This is a genomic window from Deltaproteobacteria bacterium, assembly GCA_019308905.1.
Lineage (GTDB): Bacteria > Desulfobacterota > BSN033 > WVXP01 > WVXP01 > JAFDHF01.
Window position 1 is genome coordinate 24,979 of sequence record JAFDHF010000006.1, and the last position, 15,857, is coordinate 40,835.

The following is a 15,857-nucleotide window of genomic DNA, read 5'->3' on the forward strand; positions in this document are numbered from 1 at the left end:
GGTTCGAACAGACCATATGACAAGATCACGGCTTCTTGGCGCCCTGCTCTCGGTGGTCCTCGTCACTGCGTGGGCTCCCATCTGGTCAGAGGATGCCACGCTCGCAAAAACCGCGGTCGGACCGGCTTCTCTCAAGAGGTTCGGGCCCCCAACCAGACCCGGGAAGGAAGAGATAGTGGCCGTACAGGCCGGCCTTCTTTATTGCCAGAATCTCAAACAGGTAGACGAGACAATCCGCCGCCTGGCAAGGGGGGGAGTCAACACCCTGATCCTCAGGGTTTTCCAGAACGAGGGTGACCGGCCTTACGGATTTGCGGCTCCCCGGCGCCTCTCCGGGGTCTACTTCCGGAGCTCCCATGCACCCCTGGTGGATGATCTCCTGGGCCCAGTGGCCCGCATCGCCCACCGGCAAGGCCTGGACGTTTTTGCCTGGATGACCACGCGCCACGCCAACTACGGTTTCGAGGAGAACCCGGGCCTTCGAACGATCCTCTACGATTTCGAGAAGAAGGCCCTGGTCCCCGGCAGGGGGTTCAACCTGTTCCGCCCTGAGGTGGTCAACCGGCTCAAGGGGATCTATGCGGATCTGGCCCGGTACCCCATCGAGGGAATCCTATTCCAGGACGATCTCATTCTCAGACACAACGAGGGATTCAGCCTCGAGGCAAGAGACCTCTTCCTCCAGGATCACGGTTATCTGCCGGATCCGTCCATCTTCTACGGGCCGGCCTCGAGGAATGAGGAGGGGAGAATCGTCGTCTCAGGGTACACGGATCGGTTCTGGGTGTGGAGCCGCTGGAAGAACCAGAGGCTCCTCGGTTTGGCCGGGCAGCTCATGGGCGCGGCAAGGCGGGTGAAGCCGGATCTCGTCTTCGCCACCAACCTCTACTACGAGTCGATATTGGATCCTCGAAATGCGATGGCCTGGTATTCCCAGAGTCTCGAGGCGGCCCTGTCCCGTCCCTTCGACTACTTCTCTGTTATGGCCTATCACAGGCAGATCCAGGAAGAGCTCGGCCTGACCCTTGAAGAGGCCCTCGATCTCATGCCCCTCCTTGCCCGGCGAGCCACCGAGATGGTGGGAGACCAAAACAGGGTACTCATAAAGGTCCAGGTGGCAGACTGGAAGGATTCGAGGCTCCTCCCCGAGGAAGAGATACAAGGGATCTTGAGAGACCTCGGAAAGGAATCCGGCGCGAGCATCGCCCTTGTGCCTTACAGGCCCGGTCTCGCTGCAGGCTCCTTGATACACGCTTTCACCTCAGCCCGCCTCAAGGCCGAGCGCGGGCAAGGTCCCCTGGCTTCCAGCAGGACTCATGACGACCCTCCCTGAGACCGAACCGATCCCGTAATATCGCCATCCATACCACGAGACCTCAATAACCACTTGGGCAGGGCAAAGCGCATGGTCTTGAGAGGGTCAACCACCTGGCACACCTGGAGATGGCCGACCAGGCTCATGATCCTCGCAGCCTCGTTGGGCCTCAACCCAAGCATCTCTGTCAGGTAGGTGTGGGTCTTCCCCAGAACCGCCCTTTCACATTCATCGAGGGTCAGTGCAGAGCTTATGAAATAGACGCTTTCATCCGTTTCCACACAGGGGGTGGGCAGGGACGATGCGACCGGATCTACTCGTAATGCCACCTCGCCCGAGACCTCTGCCCCACAGATGCAGACCTCTCCATCCCCCATGAGGGCGTGAAGATCGCCCACACAGAGGAGAGCCCCCTCGACGTTGACAGGGAGGTAGACCCTGGAGCCCGCGGTGATCTCCCTGCAGTCCATGTTGCCGCCATGCTCTCCCGGGGTTCCGTTGAGTATGACTCCGCCCTCCGGTGCGGTGCCTATGACGCCGATCATGGGCCTGATGGGAATCGAGAGCCCCTCTCCCGCGTGGAGTAAGCCATCCCTTATGGGGTAGATGCTCGTTTCGACACCCTCGATGTAGTCACCCAGAGCCCCGCTTCCCTTTTCCACGCACATGACGGCGTAATCACGGATCTCTATCTCCTCTATCTCCACACGGAGAACATCACCGGCCCTTGCCCCCTCCACGAAGACCGGCCCTGTGGCAGGATTGACCGTCCCCCACATCTCCTTGGTAAACACGTCCTCCGGGGTCCGAAGATTGCCGCTGTAACAGTCCTCTACTTCAAGCCGGAACGGCTCACCGCCGGAGACGCGAAGAACCGGCTTGTTATCGGCCGACATGGCATAGCATACCCTCTCCTTGGTGGCTCTTTTCATTTTTTCCTCCTTTGCCTGATCCGCCCCATGAGAACCGGCATCCAGTTGGACGACTGCCAAAGGGATACTGCCTCTCGTGCCGATCCCCATCCCGGCCCCGAACGCCGCTACCGATCGCAGAGAAAGCAGGAAACGAGGTGGGACTCCCCGACGGACTTCAGTCGGGGCTCCTCTTTCTTGCACCTGTCAAAGCAGTAGGGACATCGTGTATGGAACCTGCAGCCTTGAGGAGGATCTATGGCAGAGGGGAGTTCCCCTGTCAGACGTATCTTCTCGCCCTCGAAGAGTTCGCTCAGCATGGGGCTCGACGACATGAGAGACCTGGTATAGGGATGAGCGCTGTTCGACCCCAGCTCGTCCGCCGGGAGGAATTCCACCATCTTTCCGAGGTACATCACACCGATCACGTCCGAGACATGCCTGATCACGGAGAGGTCGTGTGCTATGAAGAGATAGGTCAATCCCTTTTCCTCTTGCAACCGCATGAGTAGGTTAAGGATCTGCGCCTGTATCGATATGTCCAGGGCTGTCACAGGCTCGTCGAGTATGATGAACCGGGGCTCGGTCGCGAGCGCCCGGGCTATGGCCGCCCTCTGGCGCTGGCCCCCGCTCAGGGTCTTGGGCCTGCTATTGAAGAATTTCCCGTCCAGCCCCACCTGCTCCAGGATCGAAAGACAGTACTGGCCGGCCTCTTTCCCATCGACGACTCTGTGGTAGTCGACTACCTCCTTCAGCATCCTGCCGATCGTCTTGTGCGGAGGCAGGGTGGAGTAGGGGTTCTGGAATATCATCTGTGCCCTTTTCCTGAAGTGCCTGAGTCCGTTCTCATCCAGGCCGCCGATATCTTGACCAAAAACGGTTATGGTACCGTCCGTGATCGGCTCGAGCCTGAGTATGCACCTTCCCAGTGTAGACTTCCCGCAGCCGCTTTCCCCCACGAGACCGAAGGTCTTGCGTTCACCTATTTCGAGAGAGACGTCGTCTACCGCCTTGACGTACTTCTGTTCTTTCATGAACATCTTGTCGACAAAGCCGGTTCTCAGCCTGTAGTACTTCTTCAAACCCTCAACAACCACTACATTCTCGGAAACCGTCGCTTCTGTCATCACCTTCTGCTCTGGCGAGTGCTCACTCACGAGAATTCCCGCGGGCTTCTGTCTTCCTGCAACGAACCCAGTGATCCCCTTCAAACCGAACCCATCCTATGTCCCCTTCCACGCATTCTCCATCGGCCATGGTGCAGCGCGGATAAAAGCGGCATCCCTTGGTCGGCATCTGGCTCAGTTCACCCCTGATTGTCGGGATCTGGCTCTTGGGCTTGTGGTATATGGGATTCGATCGAAGCAGCCCTTCTGTGTAGGGATGCAGGGGATTTCGGAAAACATCCTCCCCATTTCCCCGCTCCAGTATGGTCCCGGCATACATGACGTAAACGTAATCGCTCACCCGCCTGATCACCCCGAGATCATGGGCTATCCAAAGCACGGATACACCGGCCTCCCTTACGAGCTTCTCGAATTCGTTGAGGATCTGGTTTTGAATCGTTACATCCAGTGCCGTCGTGGGCTCGTCGGCAATGATCAGAGAAGGCTGGCAGCTCATGGCCATGGCTATGACGACTCTCTGGATCATTCCCCCGCTCAGCTCGTGGGGGTAGCTGTGGAAGCGTTTTTCGGGATCGGAGATACCGACCTTCTTGAACAGCTCAACCGCCTTTGCCCTGGCCTCCTGAGTTCCCAGGTTCTGGTGGAGCCTGAGGACATCGACTACCTGCGCCCCCACGGTGAACAGAGGGTTCAGCGATACCATGGGATCCTGGAAGATCATGCTGATCTGCTTGCCCCTGATCTCATGCTGCATCTCCCTTTCCCCGAGCCCCCTCAGGTCGACCCCCTTGAAGCGAATCACTCCGGAGGGCATCCTCCCCGTCTCGGGCAGAATCCCGAGTATCGAGTTGGCGATCGTGCTCTTGCCGCTTCCCGACTCGCCCACCAGCCCGACGGTCTGCCTCTCCTTGACCACGAGGTCGACATCGTCGACGGCCACAACCTCGACACCGTCTCCCACGAATCGAGTGGAAAGACCCTCTATGACCAAGACATCCATCACTGGCCCGCCAATCTGTCTCTCAGACCGTCCCCGAGCATGCTGCACCCGATGACGGTATACATGATGCCCAGTGCCGGAAAGGTTGCAACCCACCAGGCCACCTGCAACAACTGCCTCCCCTCTGCTATCTGCGCTCCCCACTCCGGCACCGGTGGTTGTGCGCCCACACCGATGAAGCTCAGGGAAGCCGCAAGCAGGATGACAAGGGCACAGTCCAGGGAAGCGTAGACCACGGTCGGTGAGATCGCATTGGGCAGAAGGTGCCCGAATATGATCCTCTTGTCGGGAAACCCCACGGCTCTGGCAGCCATTACATAATCGGCCTCCTTCTCGGAGATGTACCTGCTCCTCGCTATCCTGGCGTACTGGCACCAGCTCACGACGGCTATGGCAAAATAGAGGTTCCTCAGGCCGGGTCCGAAAATAGCCATTATGGCGATGACGAGGACGAGGAAAGGGAAGGCCAATATGGAATCGACGATGCGCATGATGATGGAGTCGATCCAGCCGCCATAGTAGCCTGCAAAAGCCCCTGCCAGGTTCCCTGCAACAAAGGCGATCCCCACGCCTATGACGCAGATCTTTATGGCTATCCATGCCCCGTACATGACCCTCGACATGACGTCCCTGCCATAGAGATCCGTCCCAAAGGGGTGCCTGAGGCTCGGAGGCTGAAGGCTCTCCATCAGATTCTGTTGAAACGGATCATAGGGTGAAATGAGAGGCGAAGACACTCCCACTACCGTCAAGATGCCGATCATTATCAAGCCGACCCTGATACTCGGGTTCTTGGCGAACTTCCTGAACTTCGCCATTCCGCTCCTGCCGTTCAACTTGGGTATGAATCCGTCGAGATTCATCTGCCCTTTTCCCCCCGATACAAACCCGCCCTCTTCTTTCACTCCCTGTATATCCTGGGATCTATGATTCCATAGAGTATGTCGACGACGTAGTTGTTCAACAGAATCGCCAGGGCAAACACGAGACTTATCCCCTGTATCAAGGGATAATCCCTCACTATCACGGCATCCAGCAGCATCGCCCCTATTCCGGGCAATGAAAATACCGTTTCGATTACGACGGAAGAACCTAGGAGCCATCCCAGGTTCAGACCGATTACGGTGATGGTCGGGAGGAGCGCGTTCTTGAGGGCGTACTTCGTGTAGATCTTCAACTCCGAGAAACCGTAGGTCCTCGCCAATCTTATGTATTCCTTCTGGAGGACTTCGAGCATGTCGGATCTCAAGGTCCTCGTGACCAGAGCCGTCAGGAACAGCGCCAGGATCAGGCTCGGCAAGAACAGGTGGTAGAGATTGTTCAGGGCGCCAGCCCCCCACCCGCCTGTAGGGAACCACCCGAGCTTCAGGGCGAAGAGGTTCAGGAACAGGAGACCCGTCCAGAACTCGGGCATGGAGAAGATGAAAAGGGAAGAGACTCCCACGGCATAGTCCGGCAATTTGCCGTGGTTTTTGGCCGCGTACAGACCAATGGGCAGCGAGAAGATGACACAGATCATCCCTGACATCATCACCAGTGCCAGGGTCACCTTTATTCTCGAGAATATCAGGGTGGTAATCGGGGCCATGTATCGTATCGAACGCCCCAGATCCCCGTGCAAGAGCCTGCCGATGAACCGGTAAAACTGCTTGTAGACAGGTTCGTTCAGGCCCAGGGTCTCGCGCAACTGCTCGAGTCGCTCAGGAGTGGCCATGATACCGAGGATGTTCTTCGCCGGATCCCCCGGTATGAGATGAAGCATCAGAAAGACTATGAACAAGACGATGAAGAAAACGGGGATTATCTCGAGGAATCTTTTCAGTGCGTATTTTTCAAGAGTCATATCCCAAGCAACCTTGAAAACATAAGGCTCCCCTCCAGCCTGCGAGAACCCCGCTGCATTCCTGGACCTTGTGAAGAAGAGCCTTATGTTTGTCTTTTTTCTCTCGCCGTGCGGCCCGAATCGTCATGCCATCGGGCCTCGTCCCACAGGTGATCCCGGGGAAGAAAAGCCCCTTAATCTCCTATGGACACATACTCCCATCTGTAGTAGTTGCTGGCAGGAACGATGAGTCCCTGGACATTGTCCCTCATTGCAGTCGCCGTCGGGGTTGTGGTCAGGAAGATCTGGGCAGCATCCTCCATTACGATCCTCTGGAGCTCGTAGTAGATCTCCCTTCTCTTCTTCTCATCCAGTGTCTTCCTCCCCAGGGAGGCGAGCTCCTCGACTTTCGGGTTGTGATAGTCGGAGAAATACGCCTGATTCCCGGCATAGGAGATGCCGAAATCCGTCAGCAAGTCGTCATCCAGGATGTCGCTCGTGTAATAGTCGGGTGAAAGCTGGTATTTTCTGGCAATCAGCCTGTCCCAACGGGTACCCTCTTCAACCTTCTCGATGGACGCCTCGATCCCTATGTCCTTCAAGTTCTGCTGCAAAATGGTGGCGATACTGACCATCATGGGCTCGCCCGCGGTAACCAGTATCGATGTCTTGAAACCCTTTTCGTACCCGGCCTCCTTCAGCAGGCTCCTGGCCTTTTCCGGATTGTACGGGTAGCCCTTCAACCTGTCGTTGTAATACTTCACCGGCGGCATATACGAAGGGGCCACCTCGCCGAAGCCGAAAAGCACGGCCCTGATTATGCCCTTCTTGTTCACCGCGTAGTTAAGGGCGCGCCTTACCCTCACATCCGTGAACGGCTTGATCCCACAGTTGATCTTTATGAAATCGTGCCGCCATATCCTGTCGATGGAGACCTTCACATTCGGGGCGGCCTTGAGGCTCTGGACCTCGCTGAAGGGAACATATACGGCAACGTCGATGCTCCCCCCTCGAACGGCGATGGCCCTCGAGGTCGCGTCCGGCATTATGAGGTACCTGAGTTCGTCGACCTTCGGGAGTCCTTTTCTCCAGTAGTCGTCGAACTTCGAGAAGAGTATCTCCTCGCCGGGCTTCCAATATTCGAACTTGAAGGGGCCTGCCCCCATGGGATGCCTGCCGAAGTTCTCGGTCCCCCCGACCTTCTGGAAATACTTCTTGGGAATGATGGCGGCGTTGAACATGGCCAGATCCGCAAGTATCGGGGCATAGGGGGCGCTCAGAATCAGCTTGACCGTATACCTGTCGACGGCCTGGATATCCTTGATAGGTTCAAACATCGAGGAATAGGGGCACTGCTTCGGGTCACGGGTCCTGTTGAGCGAAAACACCACGTCCTCGGCGGTGACCTCCTCCCCGTTATGGAACTTCATGCCCCTCCGGAGATGGAACGTATAGGTGAGATTGTCGTCGGAAACCTCCCATGATTCGGCCATATCAGGCTCAATGCTCTGGGAGTCGTTAGAGACCCGGACCAGACTGTCCTGGACATTATGGAGTGCCCACAGCGAAGGATTGTCCGACGGCCCGACCGGGTCGAGAGTCTTGGGTTCTGAGAGCCATCCCACCTTGAGGACCTTCTCCCCAGCCCAGCAGACCTGGAGGCCGAAAAGCATGACCAGGGCCAACAGCGAACACAAAACCAGCTTGTACCTATTCATTTCCATACCTCCCTTCGATAGACGTCAGTCTCAAGATCCCGCCTTTTCTCACACAGACCCGAGCAACCCCTCCCTCCGGCCTGCAACTCCTTCAGGCGAGCATTCACCGGACGCTTTCCCGACCCCCCAAGCATCGAGGGAGGGCTCCGCGACACGGCACCCTTGTACGCCTCTGGAGTCATGGCGTCTCCGGCTCATCCGAAAGATTGAAACAAGAGACGGAATCGTGGCACTGGGTTAGGTGCTCGGAAGACCACACCAGGCTTGAAACCATCAAAGTCGAAATCTATTTTAGGTAATCTCCGGGATATGTCAAGAGAAAAATCCCCGGATGAGTCATCTCATCCGGGGATTCATCTGTTTCTGTGCGGAAATATCGAGGCGACCCCCGCAGGCCTGTCAGGCCGTCCGCTCTCTCTCGCCTTTTTCGATCTCCATGAACACCCTCCCCCGGTTGAATATCCGCACGTCCCCCGTCGACTCTGAGATCACGATGGCCAGGGCGTTGGTCACGGCGGTGATCCCCGCTGCCGAACGGTGTCTAGCCCCGAGGCCCCTGGGAAGGTCGGTGTCCTCGGCTGACGCCTTGAGATGGCGGCCGGCGGCCAGAACCACCCCGTCCTCCCGGATCACGAACGCACCGTCGAGAGCAGCAAACTCCCGGATCGTCTCCTTGAGGCCCGGGTCCATGATGTTCCGCTCCCCTTCGGGGACACCTTCAAAGGGGTTGATCACCATCTGGCTGGACAGGCTCATCACCTTCTCATGATCCCCCAGGACAAAGATGGTGCCCACGGGTTTGCCCTCCCTGCCCTCCTCCGCAAGTTCCAGGGCAAGGGTGAGGAGCCGGTCGAAGACGTAGGGAGATTCGATCTGGCTGGCTATGTCGAGGCTCTTGGAGGAGAAGATCTCAAACTCGCGGTTCACGTCTGTGACTGTGAGGCTGTCCAGTATGCCGTACCTCGGCGAGCCGGACAGACAGACGAGTCGGTCCCCGCTCTGGATCAACCCGTTGGATAGAGCGAGAATGGCCGCAACCTTGACCTGACTGGTCCGGGTCAGGTTCATGTATGGAACCCGGATGATCCGGTCCTCCGATCCACCCATCAGGGCAAGGTCGTCCAGCACATTCTCGCTTCTTGCGGCCAGGATGCAACGCCCGCCCTTGATGAGATTCTCGAGGTTCTCCCGAGACTTGATCACGTCGACATAGACCAGGACCGCCGTCGCCCCGATCTCCTCGGCGATCTCCCGGGCGTGGTTGATCATGGCCGCGTTGATCTTCTCCATGGACCTGAGTTGCTCGATATCCGGTTTCTTGACCATCGTGGAGTCACCCATGGCTCTCCCTCCGGCCGATCCCTTACTGGATGGCGAGATAGAGCACGGCCCCTCTCCGGTAGATGAGGAGGAGGAGCCCGGATCCACTTCTCAAAGCCGCCCCCAGGGCATTCGAAAACTCTGAAAGACTCGGGACACGCCTCTTATTCACCTCCAGAATAACGTCCCCCGGGCGTACACCGGCTGCCGAGGCGCGGCTTCCCGGTTTCACCTCGGTTACCACGATGCCGGAGATCTCCTCTCCGACGCCCAGCTTCTGTCTGATCTCATCGGTGAGTTCCGCCACGGCCATGCCCTCCAGTGGGCTCCTGTTGATCAACTGCTTGATCGAAGCCTTCTCCAAGGGCATCTCCTCTACCACTACATTGAGCTCCATGATCCTCCCCTCGCGGAAGATCTTGACAGGAACCTTCGTGCCGATGGGCGTGAGGACCACCATGTTCCGAAAATGGGCCGCATCCTGAACCGATCGCCCGCCGTACTCCAGGATGATATCGCCCCGGCGAATACCCGCCTTATCGGCAGGACTCTGCGGTATCACATCCGAGACCAGAGCCCCCTTCACCTGATCCAGGCCGAAAGCCTTGGCGATTTGGGGTGTAACCTCCTGGATCTTCAGACCGACCTGACCGCGGATCACCCTGCCGTACTTCTTCAGACTCTTCATCACCACCCGGGCCATGTTGGAGGGGATGGCGAAGCCTATACCCTGATACCCCCCGGATCTGGAAATGATGGCCGTATTGATCCCGATCAACTCCCCTTTGAGGTTGATCAAGGCACCCCCGGAGTTGCCGGGATTGATGGCCGCATCGGTCTGGATGAAATCCTCGTAGTCGGCGATCCCCACAGCCGCGCGGCCCTTGGCGCTGACGATACCCATGGTCACGGTCTGCCCGATGCCGAAGGGATTGCCGATGGCCAGAACGACATCGCCTACATCGAGTCGGGCAGAATCGCCAAGGGGCAGGAATGGGAACCCCTCTCCATCGATCTTAAGGAATGCCAGATCGGTCTTCGGATCGGCCCCTATGACCTTCGCCTTGAACTGCCGCTTGTCGGTAAGGAACACGGTGATCTCCGTTGCCCCGGCGATCACGTGGTTATTGGTCAGTATCTGGCCGGAAGGATCGACAATGACTCCTGACCCGAGGCTCCGAGCACGCCGTTCCCTGGGAATCCCCCCGAAGGGGAGCATTCCCTCTCCGAAGAATCTCCGGAAAAAGGGGTCGCTGAAAAAGGGGGACATGGGAGTCTCCTCGGTTCGGATGATCTTTTCCGAAGAGATGTTGACCACGGCCGGCATCGCCTTCTTGGCAACGGCCGAATAACTCGCCACCACTGCCGGCTGGGAATCAGCAGCACCTGCCCGGGCCGGACCAAGGGCGATCCCCCCCCAGACTACCAGTGCCATTACCACCAAAAGAACGATTTTACTCTGCCTCTTCATCGTATCCTCCTTTCCAGCCCTACAGGGCTCGGTGCAGCATGCCGTCTCCTTCCTCATATCCTTACCGATCCTCTCCTCCGGGATGGGAGTCATGCCAGGATCGCGGCCAGAAGCACGGCGAGTATCCCATTGAGAAAAATCCCATCAAAAGTTCCGGCCCCACCGATGGAGGCCACCGGCGCCCCGAGGTTCCCGATCCTCTTCAAATTGAGCAGGTCGGCTCCGATAAGGGTGCCGAGGGTCCCTGAAACGTAGGCGACCACCGGCGCATTGCCGCCAGCGATCATGATCGACACCAGGGCGGCCACGACCGGGGGTACAAAGGCCGGAAGGGCGATACCCACCCCCCGAACGGGTTTTGCCAGCTTGAAGGTCACAAAGCTCATTATTGCTGTGGCGACGACAGCCCCTCCCCAGAGCCCGGTCTTCAAGAGGAGATACATCGACAGCAGGGTAGGGATCACGGCCCCTCCCAGGTTCACGGCCAACACCGTATCTTTCTGCCGCCACACGGGGACAACATGTCTGAATCCAAAATAGCTCACCCATGTCTCGGTGGTCATGGTCTCCTGGGGGATCTTCTTCAGGGGAATGTTGATGAAGCTGCCGAAAAGGCTTGCAAACATGGCCATGAAGACATGCTGGGACGGGATGCCCAGCCTGGCAAAGGCCAGGGCAATGATGTTGATCTGGACCGTGATAAAGAAGAAGACCAGAACGAAGAAAAAGACGATCATAAACAGGAATGTGAGAGGATTGAAAAACACGACCGACCCCTTTCCAGGCAAGGATTCCCCGCTTGCCCGCCCGCTACCGGTTCTTAGGCTTCTCCACAGCCAAGTCGATGGCCTCCTCCATCCGCTTGACCCATCTGAAGGTCATCCCCCTCCGCCCGCTCTCCGGCACCTCCTCCAGATCCTTCTCATTGAGCTGGGGAAGCATGACAGACCCTATACCTGCCCGCTTGGCAGCCAGGACTTTCTCCTTGATGCCCCCAACCGGCAGCACGTCTCCCCTGAGCGTAATCTCCCCGGTCATGGCTATGTCCCGGCGAAGGGGTCTCCCCGTTACAGCCGAGAAGAGAGCACAGAGAATGGCCAGGCCGGCCGAAGGCCCGTCCTTGGGGGTCGCCCCGGCCGGCACATGGATATGGATGTCGTGATGGTCGAAAAAGTCCTCCTCGATACCGAAATCCCTCGCCCTCGACCTCAGGTAGCTCAACGCAGCCCTGGCCGACTCCTTCATCACCTCGCCGAGTTGGCCCGTCATGGTAAGCCTCTGTTTCCCTTTCATCTTCGATACTTCAACGAAAATGATCTCCCCCCCTGCGGGCGTCCAGGCGAGACCCGTGGCAAGCCCGGGCCCCCAGGTCCTTGCCCGGCTCTCGGGGATGTACTTATCCGGCCCGAGAAAGGAGGAGAGATCCTCCCGGGATACCCTCACAGGCCGCCTTTCCCCTCTGGCCACCCTGGCAGCCACGGCTCTGCAGACAGCGGCTATCTCACGCTCCAGATTCCTCACCCCTGCTTCCCTGGTATAGGACCTTATGATCGCCCGAACGGTTCCCTCCTCAAAAGAGAGAGCCTCCCCTGTCAATCCATGCTGCTCCAACTGGCGGGGGATGAGATACTTTCGGGCTATTTCCACCTTTTCCTCTTCCGTGTACCCGGGAAGCTCGAGTACCTCCATCCGGTCCCTCAACGCGGGAGGAACCGTGTCCAGCATGTTGGCCGTGGTGATGAACATCACCCTGGAAAGATCAAAGGGAACCTCGAGATAGTGGTCTGAAAAGGCGTGGTTCTGCTCAGGATCCAGGACCTCCAGAAGGGCGGAGGCCGGATCGCCTCGAAAATCGGTCCCGATCTTGTCCACTTCGTCCAGCATGAATACGGGATTGTTGGCCCCGGCCTTCTTGATGCCCTGGATTATCCGACCCGGAAGGGCGCCCACGTAGGTCCTCCGGTGGCCCCGGATCTCGGCCTCGTCCCTCACCCCTCCCAGGGAAACCCGGACGAATCTCCTTCCCATGGCGCGGGCGATCGACTGGCCGAGAGAGGTCTTCCCCACACCCGGGGGACCCACAAAACAGAGAATCGGGCTACGACTGTCTGCTTTCAACTTACGGACGGCCAGATACTCCAGTATCCGTTTCTTCACTCGCTCCAGATCGTGATGGTCCTCGTTGAGAATCAGTTCGGCCCTGTCCAGGTCGAGATCGTCCTCCGTGGAGACCGACCACGGAAGATCGAGAATCCAGTCGAGATAGGTCCGTGAGACCGTGTATTCCCCTGCAGCCGGCGGCATCTTGGAGAGGCGGTCCAGCTCTTTTTCGGCAACCTCCCTTACATCTTCGGGAAGTCCGGCTTCATCTATCCGTTTCTTCAGGCCGGATATCTCGACCGTTCTCTCATCACCTTCTCCGAGCTCCTTCTGGATGGCTTTGAGCTGCTCCCGGAGCAGATACTCGCGCTGGTGTTTCTCGGTGCCTTCCTGGATCCTCTTCTGGATTTCGGCGCTCAGTTCGAGCCTCTCCACCTGCTCGTTGAGAAGGATCATGACCCTCTCGAGGGCTTGTTTCAGACTCGTAACCTCCAGCACCTCCTGCTTCTTTTCCACGGGGATGTCGAGATTGGATACCACCAGGGAGACGAGCCGGTGGGGCTCCTCCACGTTCATGACCGCTACGCCCAACTCCGGAGGAAGGGGAGAAAGCTCGATGACCCGGCCGAACAGCTTCCTGATATTCAACGCCATGGCTTCGGTCTCTCTGCCTTGTCCGAGGTCTTCCTCCAGAAGGAGAATCTTGCCCCGTAGGTAAGGGGCCGTCTGGCTGTAGGAAAAGATGTTGACCTTCCTTATGCCCCGGAAAATGACCTGGTAGGTCCCATTGGGCAGGTTGACCTTCTTGACGACTTGGGCCGCAGTACCAATGGAGTAGAGATCCTCGGGGCCGGGCTCTTCCACGGTCTGGTTTCTCGCGGCCACGACCGCCACGAGTTTGTCGCCGACAAGGGCGTCATCGACCAGTCTCTTCGAGCGGTCCTTCCCCACGAGAACGGGGGCGGTCATCTCTGGGAAGAGAACCATCCCCCTTACAGGCAGCACGGGAAGTTCGTTGGGAATCCCTCTGTCCGTCTCCATGGGGATAGTCACGATCTGTCCTGCCATCTCATCGCCCCGTACCCGGGTCGGCCCGCGGAGGGCTCCGCAGGAATCGACGAAGCTCTCCGCAAACCCGTCCCCCTAGGCCTTTTTCACTTCCGGTTCCCGGACCGGCTTGGAATCTCCGGTACCGAGGGCCTTGATCTCCTGCTGGGTGAGAAGCCTTCTCAGTTCCTCTCCCTCGAGAACCTCCTTTTGAAGGAGAATCTTGGCGATCCGATCCAGGGCCTTCCTGTTCTTGTGCAGGATCGACTTTGCTGTCTCATAGCAACCGTGGACCAGACCTCTCACCTCTTCGTCTATCTCCTTTGCAGTCTCCTCGCTGTACTCCTTTGGAGGAGTGTACCCGGTTTCGAGGAAAAGAGGCCGCTTGGCCTTTTCGAAAGCTATCGGCCCCTGGCGGTCGCTCATCCCGTATTCCGTGACCATCCTGCGGGCTATGTCGCTCGCCTTTTCCAGGTCGTTGGAAGCCCCCGTCGAGATCTCCCCGAAGACGATCTCTTCGGCTGCCCGGCCGCCCAAAAGGACCGTCATCCTGTCTATGAGCTCCGACCTGGTCAGCAGGAACCGCTCCTCTGTAGGTAGCTGCTGAGTATAGCCCAGTGCGGCGATGCCCCGGGGAACGATCGATACCTTGTGGACCGGATCCGCATGGGGCAGGGATTCCGCGGTGATCGCATGGCCGAGTTCATGGTAGGCCACGATCTCCCTCTCCTTGTCGCTCATGACCCGGTTCTTCTTCTCCAACCCCGCCATCACCCGGTCTATCGCCTCTTCGAAGTCGGTCATTTCCACGGACTGCTTGTTCTTTCTGGCTGCCAGCAAGGCGGCCTCGTTCACCACATTGGCAAGATCGGCCCCTACCATACCCGGTGTCCGGGCAGCCAGGATCTTCAGGTCCACCCCAGGGGCGAGTTTTACCTTTTTGGTGTGAACCCTGAGGATCTCTTCCCGTCCCTTCAGATCAGGCCGGTCCACCAGGATGTGGCGGTCGAACCGTCCCGGTCTGAGCAATGCCGGATCGAGGATCTCCGGCCTGTTGGTGGCCGCCATGATAATCACTCCTTTTTTGGGATCAAAACCGTCCATCTCTACCAGGAGTTGGTTGAGGGTCTGCTCCCTCTCCTCGTGGCCGCCCGTAGGCCCCACGCCTCGTGCCTTGCCCAGAGCATCCAGCTCGTCTATGAAAATGATGCAGGGAGCCTTCTGGTGGGCTTGGGAAAAGAGATCCCTCACCCTGGCCGCTCCGACTCCCACAAACATCTCGACGAAATCCGAACCGCTCATGCTGAAAAACGGAACACCGGCCTCTCCGGCCACGGCTTTTGCCAGGAGGGTCTTCCCCGTTCCCGGAGGGCCGACCAGGAGGACGCCCTTGGGGATCTTCCCTCCCAATGCCTGGAACCGCTGGGGAACCTTGAGAAAGTCGATGATCTCCTTCAACTCCTCCTTGGCCTCATCTACACCGGCCACGTCATTGAAGGTGACCCCGAGGTTCTCCTGGGCATAGAGCTTGGCCCGGCTCTTTCCGAAGGTCATGACCCCCGCCCCAGGACCCATCTTCTTGAATACGAAGCCCCATATGGCAAAGAGAATCAAAAGGGGAAGAACCCAGCCCAGGAGCCCCTTGACCCAGGGGCTCTCGTAGTGGCCGGAGAACTGCACCCCATGGGCCTGGAGATCCTTGACCAGTTCCGGATCGTCCACACGGACCGTCTTGAAATACTTGGGCGCCCCCGGGGGCTGCTCTCCCTCCCTGTAGGTCCCCATGATGAGGTTCGGATCGATGACCACTTCCTTGACCTTCTCCTCCTGGACGAGCTGCTTGAAACGACTGTAGGGAACCTCTGCCTGGGGGGGAGGGATCAGATACAGCTGGAGCAGGCTCATGAGGATGAAAGCCCCCACCACGTACCATATGGAAAAATGAGTCCTGGGTTTCATGGTCTCTCTCCTTTCCCGGAGTTCTTTCTCTGCCGGGCTCCTCTCAAACCGGATCGAGCCGCCACGT

12 protein-coding genes are annotated in these 15,857 nt (G+C 58.3%); 1 reads left to right on the forward strand and 11 read right to left on the reverse strand.

What is annotated here, in order from left to right:
* Positions 1 to 16 precede the first annotated feature (16 nt).
* Positions 17 to 1,333: a hypothetical protein gene (locus JRJ26_03950; GenBank protein ID MBW2056631.1), complete on the forward strand. Its 1,317-nt coding sequence runs from the start codon at positions 17 to 19 to the stop codon at positions 1,331 to 1,333.
* Here JRJ26_03950 and JRJ26_03955 read toward each other — a convergent pair.
* The 11 genes from JRJ26_03955 to ftsH form a co-directional block, all read right to left on the reverse strand.
* Positions 1,315 to 2,247: an acetamidase/formamidase family protein gene (locus JRJ26_03955; GenBank protein ID MBW2056632.1), complete on the reverse strand. Its 933-nt coding sequence runs from the start codon at positions 2,245 to 2,247 to the stop codon at positions 1,315 to 1,317. The two genes, JRJ26_03950 and JRJ26_03955, sit on opposite strands and share 19 nt — an antisense overlap.
* Positions 2,248 to 2,354: 107 nt before the next feature.
* Positions 2,355 to 3,353, reverse strand: coding sequence for an ATP-binding cassette domain-containing protein (locus JRJ26_03960; protein MBW2056633.1), 999 nt, complete (start codon positions 3,351 to 3,353; stop codon positions 2,355 to 2,357).
* Positions 3,354 to 3,375: 22 nt separating this feature from the next.
* Positions 3,376 to 4,353, reverse strand: a complete 978-nt coding sequence (locus tag JRJ26_03965) for an ABC transporter ATP-binding protein (GenBank protein ID MBW2056634.1) — start codon at positions 4,351 to 4,353, stop codon at positions 3,376 to 3,378.
* Positions 4,353 to 5,258, reverse strand: a complete 906-nt coding sequence (locus tag JRJ26_03970) for an ABC transporter permease (protein MBW2056635.1) — start codon at positions 5,256 to 5,258, stop codon at positions 4,353 to 4,355. Before JRJ26_03970 ends, JRJ26_03965 begins: the two co-directional genes overlap by 1 nt.
* A complete protein-coding gene (locus tag JRJ26_03975; GenBank protein MBW2056636.1) occupies positions 5,255 to 6,196 on the reverse strand; it encodes an ABC transporter permease in 942 nt (313 codons plus the stop codon). Before JRJ26_03975 ends, JRJ26_03970 begins: the two co-directional genes overlap by 4 nt.
* Before the next feature lie 173 nt (positions 6,197 to 6,369).
* Positions 6,370 to 7,893, reverse strand: coding sequence for an ABC transporter substrate-binding protein (locus tag JRJ26_03980; protein ID MBW2056637.1), 1,524 nt, complete (start codon positions 7,891 to 7,893; stop codon positions 6,370 to 6,372).
* A 399-nt stretch (positions 7,894 to 8,292) separates the two neighbouring features.
* Positions 8,293 to 9,234, reverse strand: a complete 942-nt coding sequence (locus JRJ26_03985; GenBank protein MBW2056638.1) for a DNA integrity scanning protein DisA nucleotide-binding domain protein — start codon at positions 9,232 to 9,234, stop codon at positions 8,293 to 8,295.
* Positions 9,235 to 9,256: 22 nt separating this feature from the next.
* Positions 9,257 to 10,684, reverse strand: a complete 1,428-nt coding sequence (locus tag JRJ26_03990; GenBank protein MBW2056639.1) for a DegQ family serine endoprotease — start codon at positions 10,682 to 10,684, stop codon at positions 9,257 to 9,259.
* Positions 10,685 to 10,773: 89 nt separating this feature from the next.
* A complete protein-coding gene (locus JRJ26_03995; GenBank protein ID MBW2056640.1) occupies positions 10,774 to 11,451 on the reverse strand; it encodes a DUF1614 domain-containing protein in 678 nt (225 codons plus the stop codon).
* Positions 11,452 to 11,494: 43 nt separating this feature from the next.
* Entirely contained in the window at positions 11,495 to 13,852 is a 2,358-nt protein-coding gene (gene lon / locus JRJ26_04000; GenBank protein MBW2056641.1) for an endopeptidase La, read from the reverse strand.
* Between the two features lie 75 nt (positions 13,853 to 13,927).
* The gene (ftsH, locus tag JRJ26_04005; protein ID MBW2056642.1) at positions 13,928 to 15,790 is read right to left on the reverse strand and encodes an ATP-dependent zinc metalloprotease FtsH; all 1,863 of its coding nucleotides are present in this window, start codon (positions 15,788 to 15,790) and stop codon (positions 13,928 to 13,930) included.
* Positions 15,791 to 15,857: the final 67 nt, after the last annotated feature.